Origin of the sequence: Streptomyces pyxinicus (assembly GCF_024753135.1) — a bacterium.
Lineage (GTDB): Bacteria > Actinomycetota > Actinomycetes > Streptomycetales > Streptomycetaceae > Streptomyces > Streptomyces pyxinicus.
Genome location: NZ_JANUGP010000007.1, coordinates 236,529 through 257,043 on the forward strand (window position 1 = coordinate 236,529; position 20,515 = coordinate 257,043).

At 74.1% G+C, this 20,515-nt stretch carries 17 protein-coding genes and 3 pseudogenes; 13 read left to right on the forward strand and 7 right to left on the reverse strand.

Annotation, left to right across the window (positions count from 1 at the left end):
• Both NX794_RS12520 and NX794_RS12525 read left to right on the forward strand, forming a co-directional pair.
• Positions 1-750 carry a GntR family transcriptional regulator gene (locus tag NX794_RS12520; protein ID WP_258778537.1) on the forward strand — a complete coding sequence of 250 codons (750 nt, stop codon included), beginning with the start codon at positions 1-3 and terminating at the stop codon, positions 748-750.
• A 26-nt stretch (positions 751-776) separates the two neighbouring features.
• Positions 777-1,931 carry a type ISP restriction/modification enzyme gene (locus tag NX794_RS12525; protein ID WP_258778538.1) on the forward strand — a complete coding sequence of 385 codons (1,155 nt, stop codon included), beginning with the start codon at positions 777-779 and terminating at the stop codon, positions 1,929-1,931.
• A gap of 14 nt (positions 1,932-1,945) precedes the next feature.
• Here NX794_RS12525 and NX794_RS12530 read toward each other — a convergent pair.
• A pseudogene (locus tag NX794_RS12530) lies at positions 1,946-2,209 on the reverse strand (TetR/AcrR family transcriptional regulator); the annotation flags it as partial.
• A gap of 1 nt (position 2,210) precedes the next feature.
• Here NX794_RS12530 and NX794_RS12535 point away from each other — a divergent pair.
• Together NX794_RS12535 and NX794_RS12540 are read left to right on the forward strand one after the other, a co-directional pair.
• Positions 2,211-2,468 (forward strand): annotated as a pseudogene (locus NX794_RS12535) (ABC transporter permease); the annotation flags it as partial.
• Positions 2,469-2,515: 47 nt separating this feature from the next.
• Entirely contained in the window at positions 2,516-3,712 is a 1,197-nt protein-coding gene (locus tag NX794_RS12540; RefSeq protein WP_258778539.1) for a CaiB/BaiF CoA transferase family protein, read from the forward strand.
• Positions 3,713-3,870: 158 nt separating this feature from the next.
• On the opposite strand, the gene NX794_RS12545 is transcribed toward NX794_RS12540, so the two are convergent.
• The 3 genes from NX794_RS12545 to NX794_RS12555 form a co-directional block, all read right to left on the reverse strand.
• Positions 3,871-4,137 (reverse strand): hypothetical protein, encoded by a 267-nt coding sequence (locus tag NX794_RS12545; protein WP_258778540.1) that lies wholly within the window; start codon positions 4,135-4,137, stop codon positions 3,871-3,873.
• 126 nt (positions 4,138-4,263) lie between these two features.
• On the reverse strand, positions 4,264-5,073 hold the full coding sequence (locus NX794_RS12550) for an anti-sigma factor (protein ID WP_258778541.1): 810 nt from the start codon (positions 5,071-5,073) through the stop codon (positions 4,264-4,266).
• On the reverse strand, positions 5,070-5,612 hold the full coding sequence (locus NX794_RS12555; protein ID WP_258778542.1) for a sigma-70 family RNA polymerase sigma factor: 543 nt from the start codon (positions 5,610-5,612) through the stop codon (positions 5,070-5,072). Before NX794_RS12555 ends, NX794_RS12550 begins: the two co-directional genes overlap by 4 nt.
• A 191-nt stretch (positions 5,613-5,803) precedes the next feature.
• On the opposite strand from NX794_RS12555, the pseudogene NX794_RS12560 reads away from it, so the two are divergent.
• Positions 5,804-6,906, forward strand: a pseudogene (locus NX794_RS12560) (protein kinase domain-containing protein); the annotation flags it as partial.
• Here NX794_RS12560 and NX794_RS12565 read toward each other — a convergent pair.
• Positions 6,890-7,696, reverse strand: coding sequence for an SGNH/GDSL hydrolase family protein (locus NX794_RS12565; protein WP_258778543.1), 807 nt, complete (start codon positions 7,694-7,696; stop codon positions 6,890-6,892). The pseudogene NX794_RS12560 and the gene NX794_RS12565 sit on opposite strands and share 17 nt — an antisense overlap.
• A 314-nt stretch (positions 7,697-8,010) precedes the next feature.
• On the opposite strand from NX794_RS12565, the gene NX794_RS12570 reads away from it, so the two are divergent.
• The 6 genes from NX794_RS12570 (at position 8,011) to NX794_RS12595 (ending at position 16,534) form a co-directional block, all read left to right on the forward strand.
• Entirely contained in the window at positions 8,011-9,219 is a 1,209-nt protein-coding gene (locus tag NX794_RS12570) for a S8 family peptidase (protein WP_258778544.1), read from the forward strand.
• Between the two features lie 164 nt (positions 9,220-9,383).
• A complete protein-coding gene (locus NX794_RS12575) occupies positions 9,384-9,755 on the forward strand; it encodes a hypothetical protein (protein WP_258778545.1) in 372 nt (123 codons plus the stop codon).
• Positions 9,756-10,148: 393 nt separating this feature from the next.
• Positions 10,149-11,030, forward strand: coding sequence for a glycosyltransferase family 2 protein (locus NX794_RS12580; protein WP_258778546.1), 882 nt, complete (start codon positions 10,149-10,151; stop codon positions 11,028-11,030).
• Positions 11,027-12,100: a glycosyltransferase family 2 protein gene (locus NX794_RS12585; RefSeq protein WP_258778547.1), complete on the forward strand. Its 1,074-nt coding sequence runs from the start codon at positions 11,027-11,029 to the stop codon at positions 12,098-12,100. Before NX794_RS12580 ends, NX794_RS12585 begins: the two co-directional genes overlap by 4 nt.
• Positions 12,097-12,897 (forward strand): polysaccharide deacetylase family protein, encoded by an 801-nt coding sequence (locus NX794_RS12590; protein WP_258778548.1) that lies wholly within the window; start codon positions 12,097-12,099, stop codon positions 12,895-12,897. The genes NX794_RS12585 and NX794_RS12590 overlap by 4 nt, the downstream gene beginning before the upstream one ends.
• Positions 12,890-16,534 (forward strand): lipopolysaccharide biosynthesis protein, encoded by a 3,645-nt coding sequence (locus NX794_RS12595; RefSeq protein WP_258778549.1) that lies wholly within the window; start codon positions 12,890-12,892, stop codon positions 16,532-16,534. Before NX794_RS12590 ends, NX794_RS12595 begins: the two co-directional genes overlap by 8 nt.
• Positions 16,535-16,549: 15 nt before the next feature.
• On the opposite strand, the gene NX794_RS12600 is transcribed toward NX794_RS12595, so the two are convergent.
• On the reverse strand, positions 16,550-17,959 hold the full coding sequence (locus tag NX794_RS12600) for a GH39 family glycosyl hydrolase (RefSeq protein WP_258778550.1): 1,410 nt from the start codon (positions 17,957-17,959) through the stop codon (positions 16,550-16,552).
• 129 nt (positions 17,960-18,088) lie between these two features.
• Between NX794_RS12600 and NX794_RS12605 the strand changes: the two genes are divergently transcribed.
• Positions 18,089-19,183 carry a DUF5925 domain-containing protein gene (locus tag NX794_RS12605; RefSeq protein WP_258778551.1) on the forward strand — a complete coding sequence of 365 codons (1,095 nt, stop codon included), beginning with the start codon at positions 18,089-18,091 and terminating at the stop codon, positions 19,181-19,183.
• A 23-nt stretch (positions 19,184-19,206) separates the two neighbouring features.
• Positions 19,207-19,980, forward strand: a complete 774-nt coding sequence (locus tag NX794_RS12610; protein ID WP_258778552.1) for a DUF72 domain-containing protein — start codon at positions 19,207-19,209, stop codon at positions 19,978-19,980.
• 108 nt (positions 19,981-20,088) lie between these two features.
• Here NX794_RS12610 and NX794_RS12615 read toward each other — a convergent pair whose 3' ends face one another.
• Positions 20,089-20,457, reverse strand: coding sequence for a GntR family transcriptional regulator (locus NX794_RS12615; RefSeq protein WP_258778553.1), 369 nt, complete (start codon positions 20,455-20,457; stop codon positions 20,089-20,091).
• Positions 20,458-20,515 lie beyond the last annotated feature (58 nt).

The following is a 20,515-nucleotide window of genomic DNA, read 5'->3' on the forward strand; positions in this document are numbered from 1 at the left end:
GTGACCTCCTTCGCCCCGGACTCGATCGTCCTGAACCGCAAGCTGCCGCTCTGGTATCAGGTCTCGCAGTCGCTGCGCGCCTCGATACTCGGCCGCTCGCCCCGGGACCCGTTGCGCCTGCCCACCGAGGAGCAGCTCGCCGGGCACTACGGCGTCAGCGTGCTGACCATGCGGCAGGCGCTGAAGGAGCTGGAGGACGAGGGGCTGATCAGCCGGCACCGGCGGCGCGGCACCTTCATCGAGCCCGGGGCACGGCGCGGCAGCCCGGTGCGGCTGCTGGGCTCGGTCGACGCGATCGTGGCCCAGCAGTCCGGGATGACGACCGAGCTGCTGGAAAGCGGGCGCGGGCCGGTGCCGGCGGCGGTCGCCGAGTACTTCCCGGACCTCGCGGAGGTGGCGACGTACCACCGGCTGCGCGGTGACGAGAAGACCGGTGAGCCGACCAACCACGCCGTCAACCACGTGCGTCCCGAACTGGCCGCGCGGATCGACCCGGACGACCTGGTGCGCTGGCCGATGACGAAGGTGCTGCGGGACGTCGTCAAGGCGGACATCAGCCGGATCACGGACACCGTGGAGGCGCGGCTCGCGGACCCGGAGACCGCGCGGCTGCTGCGGGTGCCGCTGCTCAGCCCGATCCTGCACTACACGGGGGTGACGTACGACGCGGCGGGGCGGGTGCTGGACGTGGCGGTGATCCACTACCGGGGCGACCGCTTCTCGTTCACGGTCACGCTGGACGCGACCTGATCCCCGGGCGCCGGTCAGGTCGTACGATGCCCTGCGTGCCGCACGACGACGCTCCGCCGCTGGCGGACCTCATGCCGTGGTCCGTCGCACCGCCGCGGCCGGGCCGCGCCTGGCCGACGGCACCCGACCCGGCCTGTCTCAGGGCCCGTTGGGACGCCCTGCTGAAGGCCGAGGGACCGGGCCGGGAGGCCCTGTTCGAGCCGACCCGGGCCCGGACGGTGCACTCGGCCGTCGGCCAGCTGCCGGGCCGGGCCGCCGGCACCGAGCGGCTGGCGCGCGCCGAGGGGCCGTGCGCGGAACCCGTACGGGTGCTGGCGGCGCCCTTCGACGAGCAGTGGCTGATCCCCGACCACCGGCTGCTGGACGCGGCCCGGCCGGAGCTGTGGCGGGTGGCGGACGCGCACCAGGTGTTCACGGTGGAGACGCCCGACGACGACACCCCGCTGCTGGCGACGTCCCACGTCCCCCTGCTGCGCACCGGCCGGGTCCGCCCGCTGTACCGGCGCCCGGGCGGCGCGGAGCCGAACCTGGCGCCCGGCCTGGTGGACCACCTCGCGGACCGGCTCGGCGAGCGGCCCACGGCACCGGATGTGCTGGCCTGGATCCTGGCGGCGGTCCGCCCGGACCACACCGTGCCGCTCACCGACGACCCCGGCGAGTGGGCGGCCGGTGTCGACGTCGGCCGCCGGGCGCTGTGGCTGATGCGCCGCGACGGGGAGCGCCCCAAACTGCCGGGCGGCCGCCGCCCCTACGTGCGCGCTCCCCTGCCGAGCCGCCCGGGGGCCCTGCGCTACGACCGCGAGGAGGAGACCCTGCACCTGGACGAGGGCCGGGTCTCCCCGGTCCCGCCGGGTGCCTGGGACCACCAGGTGGCCGGAGTCCCGGTCCTGGAGGCCTGGTTCGCGGCACGCACGGCCCCGGCGGAACCGGGCACCCTCGCCGCGATCCGCCCGCCGGTCTGGCCGCAGGCCTGGACCTCGGAGCTGCTTGAGCTGGTGACGGTGCTGTCCCTGCTGGCCGAACTGCGCCCGTTGCGGGCCGGGTTGAGGATCACCGCCACGGTCACGGCGACCGGCCTGCGCGCGGCGGGCGTCCTGCCGCCTCCGGCCTGGGCCCGCCACCCCGCCACGGTCCTCGACCACCCCGAGGAGGGCCCGGAGGGACAGTTCGCCCTGCTCTGAGCAGGGCCCCCTGGCTACCCGGGGCCGAACCCGTCCAGCACGCGGGCCAGCGCCCGTGATAACACCGTCTCCAGGTCGATCGGGCCGGCGTCCTCCTGGAACGCCGCCGCCATCCTCGGGTAGGCGCCGGAGACGATCCGACCGCCGAGGCAGACGATGCGCACGGCGTTCCCCTCGTCCTCCGATCAGGGCAGGGCGCGGGCCCGCTCGGCCGTGTCGAGTTCGTTGCGGACGTAGATGGTCACGACGCCGTTCAGCAGGGCGACCAGCTCCAGCTTGGCCTCCTGCGTGCTGCCGCTGCTGTCGAACGCGTACATCCCGACGGACGGCATGCCGGGCCGGCTGCGCACGCTCGCCGAGTGGAACCCGGTCAGCGCGGTGACGACGGCCCCGCGGGACCTCTTCGGCAACGCGCCGGTGCCGGAGGGCGCCGCCTGGCCGGTGGCCCACCCGGTCGCGGGGGCGCTCGGCTGGAGCCTCGCCCTGACCGCCCTCTTCCTGCCGCTCGCCGTGCGCCGGTATGCGCGCGGGGAGTGATGGCGGCCTGCTGACAAGGCCGCCGTCCAGGGGTCATGATCCGGGGCATGGACCAGCAGCCGCTGCCCCTGGAGGGCATCACCGTCGTCGCCGTCGAACAGGCCGTCTCCGCGCCCTTCGCGACTCGGCAGCTCGCCGACCTGGGTGCCCGGGTCGTCAAGGTGGAGCGGGTCGACGGCGGTGACTTCGCCCGCGGGTACGACACGGCGGCGCGCGGTCTCGCCTCGCACTTCGTGTGGTGCAACCGGGGCAAGGAGTCCCTGGCCGTGGATCTGAAGGACCCGCGCGGCCTGGACGTCGTACGGCGGCTGATCGCGGACGCCGACGTGTTCGTGCAGAACCTCGCCCACGGGGCGGCGGCCCGGCTCGGTCTGGACGCGGCCACGCTGTGCGCCGCGCACCCCCGGCTGATCGCCGTGGACATCTCGGGGTACGGCGGCTCGGGGCCGTACGCGGACAAGCGGGCGTACGACATGCTCGTGCAGTGCGAGGCGGGGCTGGTGTCGGTGACCGGGACGCCGGAGCAGCCGGTGAAGGCCGGGATCCCGGCGGCCGACATCGCGGCGGCGATGTACGCGTTCTCGGGCGTGCTCGCGGCGCTGGTGCGGCGCGGGACGACCGGGCGAGGCGGTCCGGTGGAGGTGTCCATGCTGGAGGCGCTGGCCGAGTGGCTGGGGCATCCGCTGCACCACGCGCTGCACGGAGGTGAGCCCCCGGCGCGCACCGGCCTCGCGCACGCCGTCATCGCGCCCTACGACGCCTATCCGACGGCGGACGGCGGGCAGGTGCTGCTGTCGGTGCAGAACGACCGGGAGTGGCGGCGGCTGGCCGAACAGGTCATAGGGCGACCGGAGTTGGGGGCCGACCCGGACTATGCGACGAACGCGGCGCGGGTCGCGCACCGGGGGCGGACGGACGCGCTGGTGGCCCGGGCGCTCGGGGCGCTGGACGCGGACGAGGCGCTGGCCCGGCTGGAGAAGGCGGGCATCGCGTGCGCCCGGCTGCGGGACCTGCACGAGCTGGCGGAGCATCCGCAGCTCGCGGCCCGGGACCGGTGGCGCGAGGTGGGCTCGCCGGTCGGGCCGCTGCGGGCGCTGCTGCCACCGATCACGCTGCCGGGCGGGGACGAGGCGCGGATGGGTGAGGTGCCCGCCCTCGGGCAGCACACCGAGACGCTGCTGCGTGCCGTGGGGATGACGGACGCGGAGATCGCGGCGCTGCGCCGGGACGGCGTGGCGGTCTGAGGCGGTGTGGCGCTCCGAGGCGGTGGGCGCCCTGAGGCGTCCGGGCGCGGACACCCCGGGCGGGTTTCCCGGGGGTGCCGGTTCGGTGCCGGTTCGCTCGGGAGCGACGGCCGGTGCGGGGCTCGCCGAGCGCTGGGTGCGCGCCCGGCCGGTCGGCCCTAGTGGCCGCCGAACAGCGAGCGGCGCAGCCGGCGCAGCGGCGCGAAGAGCGAGACCCGGCTGACCCGGCGGCCCCGGTCACTGCGCTGGTGCGCGTTCCGCGCGGTCAGCTCACGCATCAGCGACGTTGCCTCGACCGTCTCCCGCTGCGGTATGGCGGGGCCTCCCAGTACCGAGAGATGGCGGTCCAGACGCGAACTGGTCGCGCTGCTCCCGCAGGTGATCGCAGGGACCCTGGCCCTGCTGCGCACTGCTATCTGCTCCATGTCACTCCCCACCCGTACGAGTCCACCCGGCCCGGGCAGGCTAACCCTATCGCCCCAGTGAGGCACGCGTGTATCCCGGCCACAGGATTCACCTTCCCCGTAAGGCGGTTGACCATTCCTCGTTGACTACTCTCCGAATCCAACCGATTTCAGGGTGAGTTGAACAACCGGCTGGCTGGTGGGTCGCACTGATCCGCCGCCAGGCTCGACGGTCACTGCGAGTGACGACGAGGACTTCTCCAGGCCCTTCGTGAGCAAGGGCGTGTCACCCGCGAGGAGGCCCAGGGAGCGCGCTCGCGCCCCGGGGCGCACGAGCCAGAGCTGGTGAACCCGCCCGCCGGACGGGGTGCCGTACCCGCGCAGGGTGACGACGGCCTCCCCGCGCGACGCGGAAGCGATCACTCCGATACGGCGGCCCCGGGCGTCCTCGGCACCGGCGGCGCGGGCGTCGGGCGCGGCGAGAACGTGGGCGATCTCACGTGCCCCGGCCTGCTCGGCGGCGAGCCGGTCCGCGGTGCGGTGCGCCTGGACCGCGAAGAGGGAGGCGACCACCAGGGCCGCGGTGGCGGTGGCCGTGGCGAACGGCGCGAACAGGGGGCGCCGGGGCGCGCGGGCGCGGCCGGGCGGCGGTTGGGTGCCCCAGACGTGCGGCGGCAGCCGGGTGGCGCGCTCCTGCCCGGGCGCCTGCTCCTGCGGGGTGGTGCGGACGGCGGCCAGCACCCGTTCCCGCAGGGCGGCGGGCGCCGGGGCCGCCGTGGACCAGGCGAGCCGTACCGCGTCCTCGGCCAGGTCCCGCGTCTCGGCGGCGCAGCGCGCGCAGCCCCGCAGGTGCTTCTCGAAGCGGCGCCGCTCGCCGGGTACCAGAGCGTCCAGCGCGTAGGGGGCGGCCAGGGAGTGCGGGTCCGTGCGCCGCAGGAGTCCCCGGAGGATGCTCATGCGGCCCCTCCCAGGCAGTCGCGCAGCCGGGTGAGCCCGTCGCGCATCCGTGTCTTGACGGTGCCGAGCGGCAGCGACAGCCGCTCGGCGACCTCGCGGTAGGTGTACCCGTCGTAGTAGGCGAGGGTCACCGACTGGCGCTGGAGCGCGGTGAGCCGGTGCAGGCAGCGGCGCACCCACTCGCGTTCGAGACCGGCCTCCACCTCCTCGGCGACCTGGTCGAAGTCGCGTTCCCCGGCCCGCAGCGCCTCCCGCTGCTCGCGCTCGCCGGCCGCGCGGGCGCTGCGCACCCGGTCGACGGCGCGGCGGTGCGCCACGGTGAGGATCCAGGACAGGGCGCTGCCCCGGGCGGGGTCGAAGCGGGCGGCGGAGCGCCACAGTTCGAGCAGCACCTCCTGGGTGACCTCCTCGGACTGGGCGGGGTCGCGCACCACCCGGCGTACCAGCCCGAAGACCGGCTCGGACACCAGCCGGTACAGCTCCTCGAACGCCCGGTGGTCGCCGCCCGCCACGAGCGCCATCAGCTCGTCGGCCGCCACCCGGGCGCCGTCTCCGTGGCCACAGCCGGTTCTCCCTCGCGCACCGCGTATCCGCACCGCACACACCTCCCCGAGGAGGTAAGGACCTCCCCGAGGAGGTACGGATCGGCGGGCCGGAAACGCGGGTCACAGGGGACGCGAAGTCTTCTTCCCGTTTCTTCACGCCGGACCAATCCGCCCGCCCCGCCCACTCTCCCGAATTCCTCGCCCCGGAGCGGGCGTTGGGGCGCGTCCTGGGTCCGGAGTCGGACCTGTGGTCGCTGGGCGTGCTGCTGTACGCGGCGGTGGAGGGGGGCCTCGCCGTTCCGGCAGGACACCCCGCTGAGCACCCTGCGGGCCGTGGTGGACGAGGAGTTGCCGCCCCCGGGCCGGGCCGCTGGCGCCGGTGATCGCCGGGCTGCTGCGCAAGGACCCGGCCGAGCGGCTGCCCACCGAGCGCGCGGAGCGGGAGCTGCGACTGGTCGCGGCGGGCGGCACGGTACGGGACGACAGCGGCCCGGCCCGCTCGTCGTACGCCCCGACGACCATGCCGCCCGCGGGTGAGGCCATCGGGTATCCGGACCCGGCGACGACGGCCGCCGAACCGGGCCCGCGCCCGGAGCGCGACCGGCGGGCCGGCCTGGTCCTGGGCGCGGGGGTGCTGGCGGTCGTGGTGGCGCTCGCGGCGCTGACGTACGCGCTGGTGAACCAGAGCCGGGGCGGTGACGGGAGCGACGGCGGGGCGAGTTCGGCGGCGGCGACCGGCGGGGCGCACCCCTCGGCCCGGGACGGCGGGAGCGGGGCGCCTTCGAGCGGGACGCGGGACACCGGCACCCCGTCGAGTGGTGCGCCCGCGCAGTCCGTACACGTCACGCTGACCGGCGCGCACACGGCGTACGCCGGGACGTGTCCGCCGCCGGCCGCGCGGGCCCCGGTGTTCACGGCGACGTTCACGGTGGGGCGGCTGCCCGCCGAGGTGCGCTACCGGTGAATCCTGGCGCACGGTTCGGTGCCGGGCCCGGGGTGGCGCACCCTGTCCTTCCCGGCGGGCGGCGGCCGGAAGAAGCAGGCGCGGGTGGCCGTGACGGCCCGTTCGGACACGGCCGGGAACACGGTCGGTGTGGAGGTGCGGTCACCGGTGCGGGTCATCTCGGACCCGGTGCCGTTCTCGGTGACGTGCACGACGGCGGAGACCCCGTCGGACGGGGCCTCCGCATCGGCCTCGGGCTCGGCGCCGGGTTCCGGTTCGGGTGCGGCTTCGCCGGGGAGTTCACCCCGACGGGCGAGCCCGTTCGGGGTCAGGCCGCGTTCGTGAGCACGGGGAGGTAGCCGCCGGACTGGCCGGCCGCGGTGGGGTGGTAGGACTCGCCGATGTCGAGCCAGTTGACGCTGTGCAGCCACGAGTTGGCGGAGCAGATCTCGTGGCCGGAGAACGTGGTGCGGACATCGCCGAAGACGAAGCTGTGGGCGCCGGCGCGGGTCTTGACGGTGGCGTTGAGGTAGTCGGAGGCGTCGTTGATGGCGGACCGCTTGGTCTCGGACAGGCCCAGGCAGGTCTGGCCGAGCAGGTAGAAGCGGGGGTAGCCGATGACGACGACCTTGGCGGACGGGGCCTTGGCGCGGATCGCGTCGTAGACGGTGTCCAGCTTGCCGGGGAGCGTGTTGGCGACGTACGACCGCGCCGTGTTGATCTTGGAGATGCAGGCGCTGTCGGACTGGAGCACACAGGTCGTCATGACGTCTGCGAACCCGGCGTCGTTGCCGCCGATGGTGATGGAGACCAGCGAGGTGGCGGAGTTCAGCGAGCCGAGCTGGCCCGCGAGCACGTCGTCCGTCTTCGCGCCCGAGCAGGCGTTGAAGGCGAACGAGGAGGGGCTGTGGGCGGCGTTCCACAGGTACGGGTACGCCTTGGTGCTGCGGTCGCAGTCGCCGCTGGAGCTGATGTAGCTGCCGGAGCCCACGCCGGAGGAGTAGGAGTCGCCGAGGGCCACATAGCCGCCGGCCGCGGCCGTGGTGCCGGCCTGCGCCGATGCGGCCCCGGTGAGACCGAGGCCGGCGGCGAGAAGGAATGAGGTCACGAATCCGGTAAGTCGGGAACGTCTCATGGAACCTCCCTTTAGCAGGATCTCTGCCCCAACTTTCGTAGCAACTACGCGTGTTGACGGGAAGTGCTCACGCCGAGACTTTTGTGGTCTGAACAGGATCAACCCGAGACGTTCACTGCTCATGTATTGCGTGTGCATGTCAGATGTGTTGACGCCTCACCAATTGCCTTGTTCCTGGCCCGAGTCGCACCGAGCCTTTACCCGACCCCGGAGTGGAACGCGAGGCTCCAGGGCCGTGTGCGCGGTCCCGCGCGCACCCCCCACGTGCGCGCCGCACCCTGGGCGCGCGTCGCCAGGAGGAGGACTCCCCCGCAATGGCACACCTGCGTTCGAAGAAGTCGCGCACCGCCGCGGCCACCGCCGTCGCCGCCGCCGCCCTCGTCGGCGGGCTCACCGCCCTGCCCGCCCAGGCCGCCCAGGCCACCGGCACGGTACTGGCCGCGGGCTCCCCCACCGCCGTCGACGGCAGCTACCTCGTCACCCTGAAGAAGACGGCCGGCTTCACGGCCGCCTCCACCACCGGCAAGGACCTGGTCAAGCGGTACGGCGGCACGGTGAGGAAGACCTTCCACGCCGCCCTGGACGGCTACACCGCCCAGCTGACCGAGCGCCAGGCCGCGAGACTCGCCGCCGACCCCGCGGTGGCCTCGGTCGAGCAGGACCAGCGCGTCCACCTGACCGACACCACGCAGTCCAACGCCCCCTGGGGCCTGGACCGCATCGACCAGGCCAACCTGCCGCTGTCCGGTACCTACACCTACCCGGACAGCGCGGGCGGCGGGGTGACGGCGTACGTCATCGACACGGGCGTGCGCATCACCCATACCCAGATCAGCGGCCGTGCCTCCTACGGCTACGACGAGGTGGACAACGACACCACCGCCCAGGACGGCAACGGCCACGGCACCCATGTGGCCACCACCATCGCCGGCTCCACCTACGGGGTGGCCAAGAAGGCGAAGATCGTCGCCGTCCGCGTGCTCGACAACAACGGTTCCGGTACGACGGCCGGGGTCATCGCCGGCGTGGACTGGGTGACCGCCCACCACAGCGGCCCCTCGGTCGCCAACCTCTCGCTCGGCGGCGGCGCCTCCAGCACACTGGACACCGCCGTGCGCAACTCCATAGCCAGCGGTGTCACCTACGCCATCGCGGCCGGCAACAGCAACGCCAACGCCTCCTCCTACTCCCCCGCCCGGGTCACCGAGGCCATCACGGTCGGCGCCACCACCAACGCCGACGCCCGGGCGAGCTACTCCAACTACGGCCCCGCGCTCGACCTGTTCGCGCCCGGCTCCTCGATCACGGCCGGCTGGAACACCAGCGACACCGCGACCAACACCATCTCCGGCACCTCGATGGCGACCCCGCACGTGGCGGGCGCGGCGGCGGTCTATCTGGCGGGCCACACCTCGGCCACCCCGGCCCAGGTGGCCACGGCTCTGGTGAACGGCGCCACCTCCGGCAAGGTCACCGGTCCGGGCAGCGGCTCCCCGAACAAGCTCCTGAAGATCGTCCCGTAAGGACGGCGACCGGTGGCGCGACCGGCGCCCGTACCCGTGCCCCCGAAGGCCTCCGCGTCTTCGGGGGCACAGGTGTGCGACGCGGCATCGTCGTCTTGACGGTCCCGCACCGGCTGCGCCACATTGAAGCCCGGCATCCGGCGCGTCGGGGGGCAAAGTCGGCCATGCGGAGCTCGCACACCAAGGCACCTTCGGCGCTGCTCGCGGGCGCCGCCACCGCCGTCGCGGCGGTCGGCGCGCTGCTCGCGCTCACCGACACCGGCACCGCCCTGCGCGGACCGGCCGCGCTGTTCTTCCTGCTCGCCGCGCCGGCCACGGCGATCGGTGCCGCGCTGCGCGGCCTCGACCCCCTCGGCCGGGTGCTGTCCGCCCTCGCGGGCGCGGTGGCCCTCGACATGCTGGTCGCCCAGGGGATGCTGGCCGTGCACCGCTGGTCGGTCACCGGCGGCGTGGTGGCGGTCGGCGTGCTCAGCGCGGCTCTCGCGCTGCCGGTCCTGATCCGGGAGGGAATTTCCGGAAAACACCCACAGGAGTGACCAACGTAGGCCAAAGTTGTCTAACGCCCAAACCAACGAAAAAGTGGGGCAGCCTTCCAGGTCTTGCCTTTCGGGTTCCACCGTCAATACCGTCTACATCTCACTCGCGCCGGGGCGCCGAAGACGGCTCCAGGGGAGGGTTCAGGGCCGCGGTGTCTCCGGCGTGGGGCGCGGTAGGGGGGTGTCGTGCCCGGTGACCATGAGCGTCTCCGGGCCGTGCCGCGCGACCGGCCGCCGTCTGTTCCGGCGGTCCGGCCAGCTTTGCCAGCTCGTCCACACGCACGGAGGGCGATCCGCCGTGCCGTGGGGACGGGATACCCCCCTTTCGAACCGGACACTCAGCCGGGCCGCCCGGGGGCGGGCGGCCCACCGGACGAGAGGGAAAGAAAGCCCATGAGTTCCGTTCTGCGCCCGCCCGGTGCGGGCCAAGATCCTTCGGTCGCCCAGGAACCTTTGGTCACCCAGGAACCTTTGGTCGCCCAGGCGCCTTCGATCGCCGCGGACTTCCGGTTCATCTCCTCGCATCTGGCGATCACACCGCCGGTGAGCGTGGTGATCCCCGCCATGAACGAGGCGGCGAACCTGCCCTACGTCTTCAAGACGCTTCCCGACTGGATCCACGAGGTCGTGCTCGTGGACGGCAACTCCACGGACGACACGGTCGAGGTGGCCCGGTCGCTGCGGCCGGACGTCAAGGTCGTCGAACAGCGCGGCAAGGGCAAGGGGGACGCGCTGATCACCGGGTTCGAGGCGTGCGCCGGCGACATCATCGTGATGGTCGACGCGGACGGCTCGGCGGACGGCGACGAGATCGTGTCCTACGTCTCCGCGCTGGTCTCCGGCGCCGACTTCGCCAAGGGGTCGCGCTTCGCCAACGGCGGTGGCACCGACGACATGACGTTCGTCCGCAAGCTCGGCAACTGGGCGCTGTGCACGGTGGTCAACCGCAAGTTCGGCGCCCGGTACACGGACCTGTGCTACGGCTACAACGCCTTCTGGCGGCGCTGCCTGGACAAGATCGAGCTGGACTGCACCGGCTTCGAGGTCGAGACGCTGATGAACATCAGAGTGGTCAAGGCGGGGCTGAAGGTCCAGGAGATCCCGAGCCACGAGTACCTGCGCATCCACGGCACCAGCAACCTGCGGGCCGTACGGGACGGGCTGCGGGTGCTCCGGGTGATCCTGCGGGAGCGCTCCAACCGGCGGGAGCTGCGCAGACGTCCGCGCCCGCGGCGCTCGCCGCTGGCGCCCACCGGACCGGGAGAGGTGTCGTGACCGATCCCGGCATCTCCGTCGTGATCTGCGCGTACACCGGGGAACGCTGGGCGGACGTCCTCGCGGCGGTCGCCTCGGTGCGCGCGCAGTCGTACCCGGCGCTGGAGACGCTCCTGGTCGTGGACCACAATCCGGCGCTGCGGGACCGGCTGGACCGCGAGTTCGAGGAGACCGAAGGCGTCCGGGTGCTGGCCAACGCGGGTCCGCGCGGTCTGTCGGCCGGGCGCAACACCGGCATCGCCGCCTCGCGCGGCGAGGTGATCGCCTTCCTGGACGACGACGCCGTGGCCGAGCGGGACTGGCTGCGCCGCTTCGCCGAGGGGTACGCCGACCCGCGCGTCTGGGCGGTCGGCGGCCGGACCGAGCCGGTCTGGGCGTCCGGCCGGCGGCCCGTCTGGTTCCCCGAGGAGTTCGACTGGGTGGTGGGCTGCACCTACCGGGGGCTGCCGCCGGGCCGGGTGCGGGTGCGCAACGTGCTGGGCGGCAACGCCTCCTTCCGGCGGGCCGCGTTCGAGGCGGCGGGCGGCTTCGCCACCGGCATCGGCCGCGACGGCGACCGGCGCCCGCTGGGCTGCGAGGAGACGGAACTGTGCATCCGCCTCACCCGGGCCCGCCCCGACGCCGTGCTGCTCATCGACGACCGCGCGGTCATCCACCACCGGGTCCCGGCCCCACGCGAGCACTTCGCCTACTTCCGCACCCGCGCCTACGCGGAGGGCCTCTCCAAGGCCCTGGTCGCCCACAGCGTCGGTGCCGCCAAGGGCCTGGAGTCCGAACGCCGCTACACCACCCGGGTGTTGCCGGCCGGCATCGCCCGGGGCCTCAGGGACAGCCTGCTCGGCCGCCCGGGCGGGGCCGGCCGCGCGGGCGCGATCGTCGCCGGGGTCCTCACGGCGGCGGGCGGCTACCTGGTGGGCAGCGCCCGGGTTCGGCGGGGGGCTACCGGGTTCGCGGCCGGGTGGGCCGGGACTCGCGCGGATCGCGGGGAGAGTCCGGACAACAGGGGGCGTTCGGAGGGAGGAGGGCGTTCGGACGGAGGAGACCGCCCGGAGCGAGGGGAACGCCCGTGACCGAGTCGCCCGTGCCCGTCCTGATGTACCACTCCGTCGCGGCCGTGCCCAGCCACGCCACCCGGGCTCTGTCGGTCGCGCCGGAGGCGTTCGCCCGGCAGTTGGCGCTCATCGGTGAGCTGGGGCTGACCCCGGTCACCACCGCCGTGCTCGCCGCGTGCTGGCGCTCGGGCCGGCCGTTGCCGGAGCGGCCGGTGCTGATCACCTTCGACGACGGTTACGAGGGCGTGCACCGGTACGCGCTGCCCGTGCTCGCCGAACACGGCTTCCCGGCCACGCTGTTCGTCACCACCGGCTGGATCCGCGGCGGGTACGACACCGGCGGCGGCCTCGACGCCATGCTCGACTGGGCGCAGGTGCGCGAACTGGCCGCGGCCGGCGTGGAGATCGGCGGCCACAGCCACACCCACCCGCAGCTCGACCAACTCGGCGACGACGCGCTGCGCGCCGAGCTGGAGCGCTGCACGGAGATCGTCACCGGTGAAGTCGGGTCCCGCCCACGGTCTTTCGCCTATCCGTACGGGTACTCCAGCCGTCGGGTCCGTCAGGCCGTGCGCGGCGCCGGGTACGGCCAGGCGCTCGCCGTCGGCAACGCCCTGGCCCGGCGCTGCCAGGGGCCGTACGCGCTGCGCCGGGTCACCGTCCGCCGCGGCACCGGCGCCGAGGAGTTCGCGCGGCTGCTCCAGGGCCGCGCCGTCGCCCGCGTCTTCGCCCGGGACCGTGCCCTGACCCAGGGGTACGCCCTCGTCCGCAGAGCCCGCCAGGTCCGCCGGAAGGCCAGCCGTTCCCGTGTCTGACACGACCACCACGACCACCACGACCGAGCCCGCCGCATCCGCCGCACCTGCGGCCGAGGCGCCCGCGACGAGCCGGCGCCGGCTGCGGCTGCCGGGCGCCGCCGGGTCCGCCGGCGGCAGCCCGCTGTTCCGCAACGCCTACGCGCTGATGCTCAACACCGGCATCTCCGCCGTCCTGGGACTCGGCTTCTGGCTGGCCGCCGCGCGGTACTACTCCGAGTCGGCGGTCGGCCAGGGCTCGGCCGCCATCGCCGCGATGAAGCTGCTCGCCGGGCTGACCGCGGTGACCCTGACCGGCGCCCTGGCCCGCTTCATCCCGGTCTCCGGGGAGCGCACCGGGCGGCTCATCCTGCGTACCTACGCGGGCAGTTCGCTGATCGTGGCGGTGGCCGCCGGGGTGTTCCTGCTGACGCTGGACGTGTGGGGGCCGTCGTACCGGTTCCTGCACGGGCCGCTGCCCGGGCTCGGCTTCGTCGTGGCCGTCGTCGGCTGGAACCTGCTCACCCTCCAGGACGGGGTGCTGACCGGACTGCGCAGCGCGCCCTGGGTGCCGGTCGGCAACACCGTGTTCTCGGCGGTGAAGCTGGCGCTGCTCGTCGCGCTCGCCGTCGCCGTCCCGGTGGCCGGTGTCTTCGTGTCCTGGGTGGCGGCGATCGCCACCTCGGTGCTGCCGCTGGGCTGGCTGGTGTTCCGCCGGCTGGTGCCCCGGCACATCGCGGCGACCGCGGGCCGTGCCCGGCCGGCCTCGCCGAGGGAGATCGGCAGGTTCCTGGCCGGCGACTACACCGGCTCGCTGTTCTCGCTGGCCGTGGTCTACCTGGTGCCGGTGATCATCGCCGCGCAGGTCAGCTCCGAGGAGAACGCCTACTTCTACATCACCACCACCATCGGCGGCACCACCAACCTGCTCGCCATCAACATGGGCGCCTCCCTGACCGTCGAGGGCTCGCACGACCCGGCGCGGCTGGCCGCCAACACCCGCGCGGCGCTGAAACGGATGGCCCGGATCATGCTGCCGGTCGCGGCCGTGCTGTTCGTCGGCGCGCCCTGGATCCTGGGCGTCTTCGGGGACGGCTACGCGGACGCGGCGACCCCGCTGCTGCGCTGGTTCGCGGCCGGCGCGGTGCTGCGCGTGGTGATGGAGACCTGTTTCGCGGTGCTGCGCGCGCAGTCCCGGACCGCCGGACTCGCTTGGATGCAGGGCCTGTTGTGCGTGCTGGTGCTGGGCCTGACGCTGCTGCTCCTGCCCCGGATGGGGCTGACCGGCGCGGGCGTCGCCGAGATCTCCAGTCTCGCGGTGATCGTGGCGATCGCCGCGCCGAAGCTGTGGCGGACCCTGCGCTCGGCGCCGCCCCCCGGCCCCGACGCGGCGGCGCCGGACGGGGACCTCGCCGACCTCGGGGCGACCCGTGAGATGCCGGTCGCGTCCCCGGGCGGGGGGCGGCGGCCGTCCTGGGCGCGGGACTCCGACACCCTGGCCCTCGGGGTGCGGATCGACTTCGACCATGTCGAGCGCCGCCCGGACATCCGCCCGGGGCCGGGCGTCCCGGGGCCGTCGGTGGAGGTCTCGCCGGGCCCGGTCGCCCCCGCGGATCCCGACCCGCCGGCCCCGCGCCCGCCCGGGAGGTGGCTCGCGCCCTCCCGTTCCGGTGTCGCCCTCGCCTGTCTGCTGGCCGCCGCGCTGCTGCTGTACTGGGTGCCCGCCCTGCGGCTCGGCGAGGCCGACCTGGACCGGATGGGCGGGCTCGGTCTGGTGTCCGTGCTGCCGGTGCCGACGCTGGTGGGTGCCGCGCTGCTGGTCACCGTGTTCGCCGCGCTGCTCCGGCGGCGCCGCGAGCACCGGGCGCTGCTGCTGGTCACCATGCTGGCGACGGTGGTGTCGCTGCACGCGCTGCCCGCGGTGATCGAGACCGTGCCCAGGTTCCCGACGGCCTGGCAGCACCTGGGGTTCCTCGACTACATCGACCGCACCGGCTCGGCCGTACCGGACCTGGACGCCCGCTGGAGCTGGCCCGGCTTCTTCGCGGTGGCCGCGTTCGCCGGCCGGGCCTGCGGGGTCACCGACTTCACGGAGGTCATCCGCTGGTGGCCGACCGCCATCCAACTCGCCTATCTGGCGCCGGTATTGCTGCTCACCCGGTCGCTGCGGGCGAGCTGGCGGGCGAAGTGGACCGGCGTCTGGATCTTCGCGCTGAGCGGCTGGGTCGGCCAGGACTACTTCTCCCCGCAGGGCTTCACCTATCTGCTGTACCTGGCGTTCGCGGCGATCCTGCTGGTCTGGTTCCGCCCGCCGCGCGTGCTGTGGGGCGCCCGGCGCCCCGGCGAGGCCGAGGTGCTCCCCGCCGATCGGCGGCAACGCGTCGTACTGCTCCTCGTGTTGATGGGCTTGTACGCGGCGAGCGTCCCGGCGCACCAGCTGACCCCGTTCGTGATGCTCGGCGTGCTGGCCGCCCTGGTGCTGTGCGGCCGGTGCGAACTGCGCGGTCTGCCACTGCTGTTCGCGGTGCTGGTCGCGGTGTGGCTGGGCTTCATGGCCGAGCCGTACTGGTCGGGGCACTTCGACGACCTCTTCGGCGGGGTCGGCGGGATCGGCGGCAACGTCTCCTCCTCGGTCTCCGGCCGTATCCAGGGCGGGAGTCCGACGCACAAGCTGGTGCTCTACACCCGGGTGCTGCTGGCCGGCTCGGTCCTGGGCCTGGCCTGCTGGGGCTGGTGGCGGCGGCGCCGCGCCGGGTACCGCGAGCGCTCCCTGCTGATCCTCGCCTTCGTGCCGTTCCTCGGGTTCGGCATGCAGTCGTACGGCGGTGAGATGGCGCTGCGCGTATTCATGTTCGCGGTGCCGGGCGCGGCCCTGCTCGGCGGGCTCGCGCTGTTCCCGCGCACCCATGCCCGCGCGGCGGGCCGGCGGCTGACCGCGGCTCCGGTGGCCGCGCTGCTCGCCGGGCTGCTGCTGATGGGCGGCTTCCTGGTGGCCCGCTGGGGCAACGAGCCGTTCGAGCGGGTCCGGCCGGGCGAGGTCGCGGCCATGGACTGGGTGTACGCCCACGACCGGCCGACCGTACGGCTGCTGTGGCTGAGCGATGACACGGTGAACGACGTGACTCCGGCGCTGCCGTGGGGCGGGCGGGACATGGAGCGGGTCGGCTACGTGCCGACGCTCGCGCCGCCCGACCCGGCGCTGGTGTCCGGGCTGGTGAAGGCGCTCCGGGACGCCGGCCCGAACGCGTACCTGATGGTCAACCGGAGCCAGGAGACGTATCTGCGACTGGACGCGGGTTATCCGGCGGACTGGGGTCCCCGGCTGCTCGCGAACCTGGACCGCAGGCGGGAGCTGACGAAGGCCTACGCCAACGCGGACGTCGCCGTGTACGCGCTGCGGGAGCGGCCGGCGGGGGCGGTGCCGGAGCCCGATCCGGGGCCGGCCGGGCCGCGGGTGACGTGGACGCCGTGGTCGGTGGTGGGCGCGCTGGCCGCCGTCGCGCTGATCGTGCTGCTGGGCGCGCGCGAGGTGGTGCGGGTGGCGGGGCGGCCGAGCGTCCGCCGACTGCGGCTGGTGCAGGGCGGGTTCTGGTTCTCGCTGCCGCTGCTGGCGGTGGTGCTGGCCTCGCTGGTGCTGCGGTTCCTGACGATGAAGTGAGGGTCGGGGGCCGGCTCAGCGGTCGAGCCAGCGCACGTCGTAGGCGCGCAGGTCGAGCCGTCTGCCGTCGACCCGCGCGCTGACCGCGTGATCGCGGGTGTTGACCACCAGGACCGTGCGGGCGGTGGCCAGGACGCGGACGTCGGCGCGGTCCTCCGGGGCGACGGGCACGGAGGTGCGGGCGGTGCCGGGCGGGAAGGCCCGGGCGAAGTGCGAGACCAGGCCGTACAGGGGCAGTTCCCGGCCGCCGTCCGGGTTCTCGGTCGGCGTCCACAGGCAGCCGGGGCAGGTGCCGGTCCTCTTCTCCGGGTTCCAGTAGAAGCCGGAGGAGGCGCCGCCCTCGGCCATGGCGATCATCCCGGCGGCCTGGACGGCCAGCCGGTGCGGCTCGGACCAGCCGGTGCGCTCGTCGTCGCCGTCGCCGGGTTCGACGTAGTACTCGGCCCACCACAGCGGCAGGCCGTGGGTCCGGCGCCGCACCCACGCGCCGACGGCGGTGAACTTGCCGGTGGCCGCGAACTCGTCCGGGAGCAGGTCGTCGTCGCGGGTGTAGCTGGAGCCGTCGACCACGGTGAAGTCGGCGCCCGCCTTGTGGGCGTTCCAGTAGCCGAAGGCGTCCAGGACCCGCTGGTCCATGGCGCCCCAGGGGCCGCGCAGTTCGCCGGAGGCGTCCGGGTCGCGCGGGTCGACGCTGTCCATGGAGAGGTAGGGGCCGCCGACCATGATGTCCTTGTCGACCTTCTTCAGCGCCCGGTAGACGAGGTTGTACATCCGGGTGTAGCCCTCGTAGTCCCAGCGGGAGCGGGCGTCGTTCCAGAAGCCCTTGAACTCGTTCCAGACGACGAAGTGCCGGACGTCCGGGTAGCGCCGGGCGACGGTCGCGGCGAGGTCAGCGAAGTCCTGGTAGTGGGCGGGGGTGGGCGCGGTCTCCAGGGCGCTCCCCGACCAGTCGGTGGCGCCTGCCTCCCCGCCCTTCATCCAGTCCGGGGAGCAGCACAGGGTGATGACCGGGGTGGCCCCGGAGGCGCGCATGAAGTCGATACGGCGGTCCAGGGCGCCGAAGTCGTAGTGTCCCCGCACCGGTTCGGGGTTGTCGGCGCCCCAGCCCATGATGTGCTGGTTCTGCGCCAGCCCGCCGCCCTGTCCGAGCAGCCGCTCGGCCCGCCGGGTGGCGGCCGCCCCGCCCTGGTCGGCGCTGTACTGGGTGTGCGTGAAGCCCCAGCCGACGTCGGGCCGCGGGGCCCCGGTGGGCGCGGCGGGGGTGCCGTGCACCTTGTCGCCGTCGCGGGTGGTGCCGGCCGTGCCGGGGCCCCCGGACGGCGCCGCGAGCAGGGTCACGGCCAGCGCCAGCGCGACCGCGGCCACCCCGAGCAGGGCGGTCAGCCGCCACCGCCGGGGCCACACGTCCCACCCATGACGTCGCATCGGGGACACAGTAACGGCGCGCGCCCGGCGGCGGGCGGCACTCGGCGAGACCCGGAACCGTTGGGGAACATGCGGAACAAGCGGCGGAAATGCCGTGCGCGGAGGGCATCCGTGCCGGATCATGGCGGCATGTCTGCCAACCCGCACGACGCTCTGCCGATCCGGCTCCACGTCGACGACTCCGACTCGCCGTCCGACGTCGTCGACGCGCTGTTCCTCGGCCGCTTCGCGACGGGCGAGCAGCCGTACTCGCACGCGGTGAACATCGACCGGGTGCGCTCCGGTGCGACGCTGCTGCCGGACGGCGCCCAGGTGCTCCGGGTCGCCCGCGACGAGGACCGCAGCGCGACCCTGGCCGAGGGCGAGGGCTGGACGCTGCTGGTCTCCCGCTGGAGCCGGGGCGCGGACGTCACCGTGACGGCGACCAGCGCCGAACTGGCCCAGCGGATTCTGGACCAGGCGACGGACGGCGCCGCCGACGAGCCCGAACCCCAGCCCGAGAACGTGGCGATGGGCTTCTGGTACGTCTCCCCCAGGCGCGGTCCGCACCGCACCACCCGGCAGATCTCCGCGGGCACCTGGGAGGAGGTGCGGCCCAACTACACCGGGCCGGTGGCGGACGCGATGGACCGGCTGATGAAGACGACCCCGGAGGACATCGCGGGCCGGCTGCTGCTTCTGCACGGTCCGCCGGGCACCGGCAAGACCTCCGCGCTGCGCACCCTGGCCCGGTCCTGGCGGGACTGGTGCCAGGTGGACTGCGTGCTCGACCCCGAACGGCTGTTCTCCGACGTCGGCTATCTGATGGACATCGCGATCGGCGAGGACGACGGTGCCGGCAAGGGCCGCTGGCGGCTGCTGCTGCTGGAGGACTGCGACGAGCTGATCCGCGGCGAGGCCCGGCACACCGCCGGCCAGGCCCTGTCCCGGCTGCTGAACCTCACCGACGGCCTGCTCGGCCAGGGCCGCAACGTCCTGGTGGGCGTCACCACCAACGAGGACTTGGAGCGGCTGCACCCGGCCGTGGTCCGCCCCGGCCGCTGCCTGGCCCGGATCGAGGTCGGCCCGCTGACCCGCGCCGAGGCGGTGAACTGGCTGGGCACCGAGGAGGGCGTCGGCCGGGAGGGCGCCACCCTGGCCGAGCTGTACGCGCTGCGCCGGGGCACGACACCGACGTCCGTGCCGGGCGCGCGGGAGGGCGCGGACGCCGGACTGTATCTGTAGGCGTCCGGTGTTCTGATGGTGGCATGACCGTGTTCGTCGGCACCTCGGGCTGGCAGTACAAGGACTGGCGGGACCTCGTCTATCCGGCCGGTGTGCCGGCGCGGCTGTGGCTGGAGGAGTACACGCGGCTGTTCGCGACGGTGGAGCTGAACAACGCGTTCTACCGGCTGCCCACGCGCGAGAACTTCGCGGCCTGGCGGGAGCGGGTGCCGGCGGGCTTCGTGGTGGCGGTGAAGGCGAGCCGTTTCCTCACCCACATCAAGCGGCTGAAGGACCCCGGGGAGCCGGTCTACCGGCTGATGAGCCACGCGGCGGGCCTCGGCGACCGGCTCGGCCCGGTCCTGCTCCAGCTCCCGCCCACCCTGCGCGCGGACCCGCCCCTGCTGGACGCCTGCCTGGCCCGCTTCCCGGCCGGCACCCGGGTGGCGGTGGAGCCCCGGCACGCGTCCTGGTGGACGGCGGAGGTCCGGCGGGTCCTGGAGTCCCGGGGCGCCGCGCTGTGCTGGGCGGACGTCCTGGCCCGCCCGGTCACCCCGCTGTGGCGGACCGCCGACTGGGGGTACGTCCGCTTCCACCAGGGGCGCGCCCGGCCCTGGCCGCGCTACGGCCGCCGCTGCCTGGAGACCTGGACCGACCGCATCGCCACCACCTGGCCGGACGCGGCGGACGTGTACGCCTACTTCAACAACGACCCCGGCGGGGCGGCGGTGGCGGACGCGGTGACCTTCGCACGAGCGGCACGCCGGGCGGGCCTGAGGGTGACACGGACCCCGGGGGCGGTGACCACCCACGGGTGATCCCCTGGTTCCCGTAGGGGGCCGGCTAGCTCCCGTAAGGGGCCGACCAGATCCCGTAGGGGGCGATCAGGTCCCGTAGGGGGCCGGCTGGTGCCCGTAGGGGGCTTGCTAGTTCCCGTAGGTGGCCCGCAGGGCGTCCCGTACGGCGGTGAGGGCCGCCGCCTCCGGCAGTCCGAGCCGGCGTACCCGCTCGGCGTACACCTGCGCGGCCAGCGACGCCTCCCGTTCCGCGGCCGAGCCGGCGGCGGCCACGAAGGTGCCGTTGCGCCCCCGCGTCTCGATCACCCCGTCGACCTCCAGCGCGCGGTAGGCCTTGGCGACGGTGTTCACCGCGAGCCCCAGGGACTCGGCCAGCCCCCGCACGGTCGGCAGCCGGTAGCCCACGGGCAGGGCCCCGGACCGCGCCTGCTCGGAAATCCGCGCCCGTACCTGCTCGTACGGAGGCGCGCTGTCATCGATGCGGATCTTCAGGCTCACGGGGCGATTCTCCCGCACCCGCCGGAAAATGAGGGGCATCCCCGGCACCTCCCGCCGT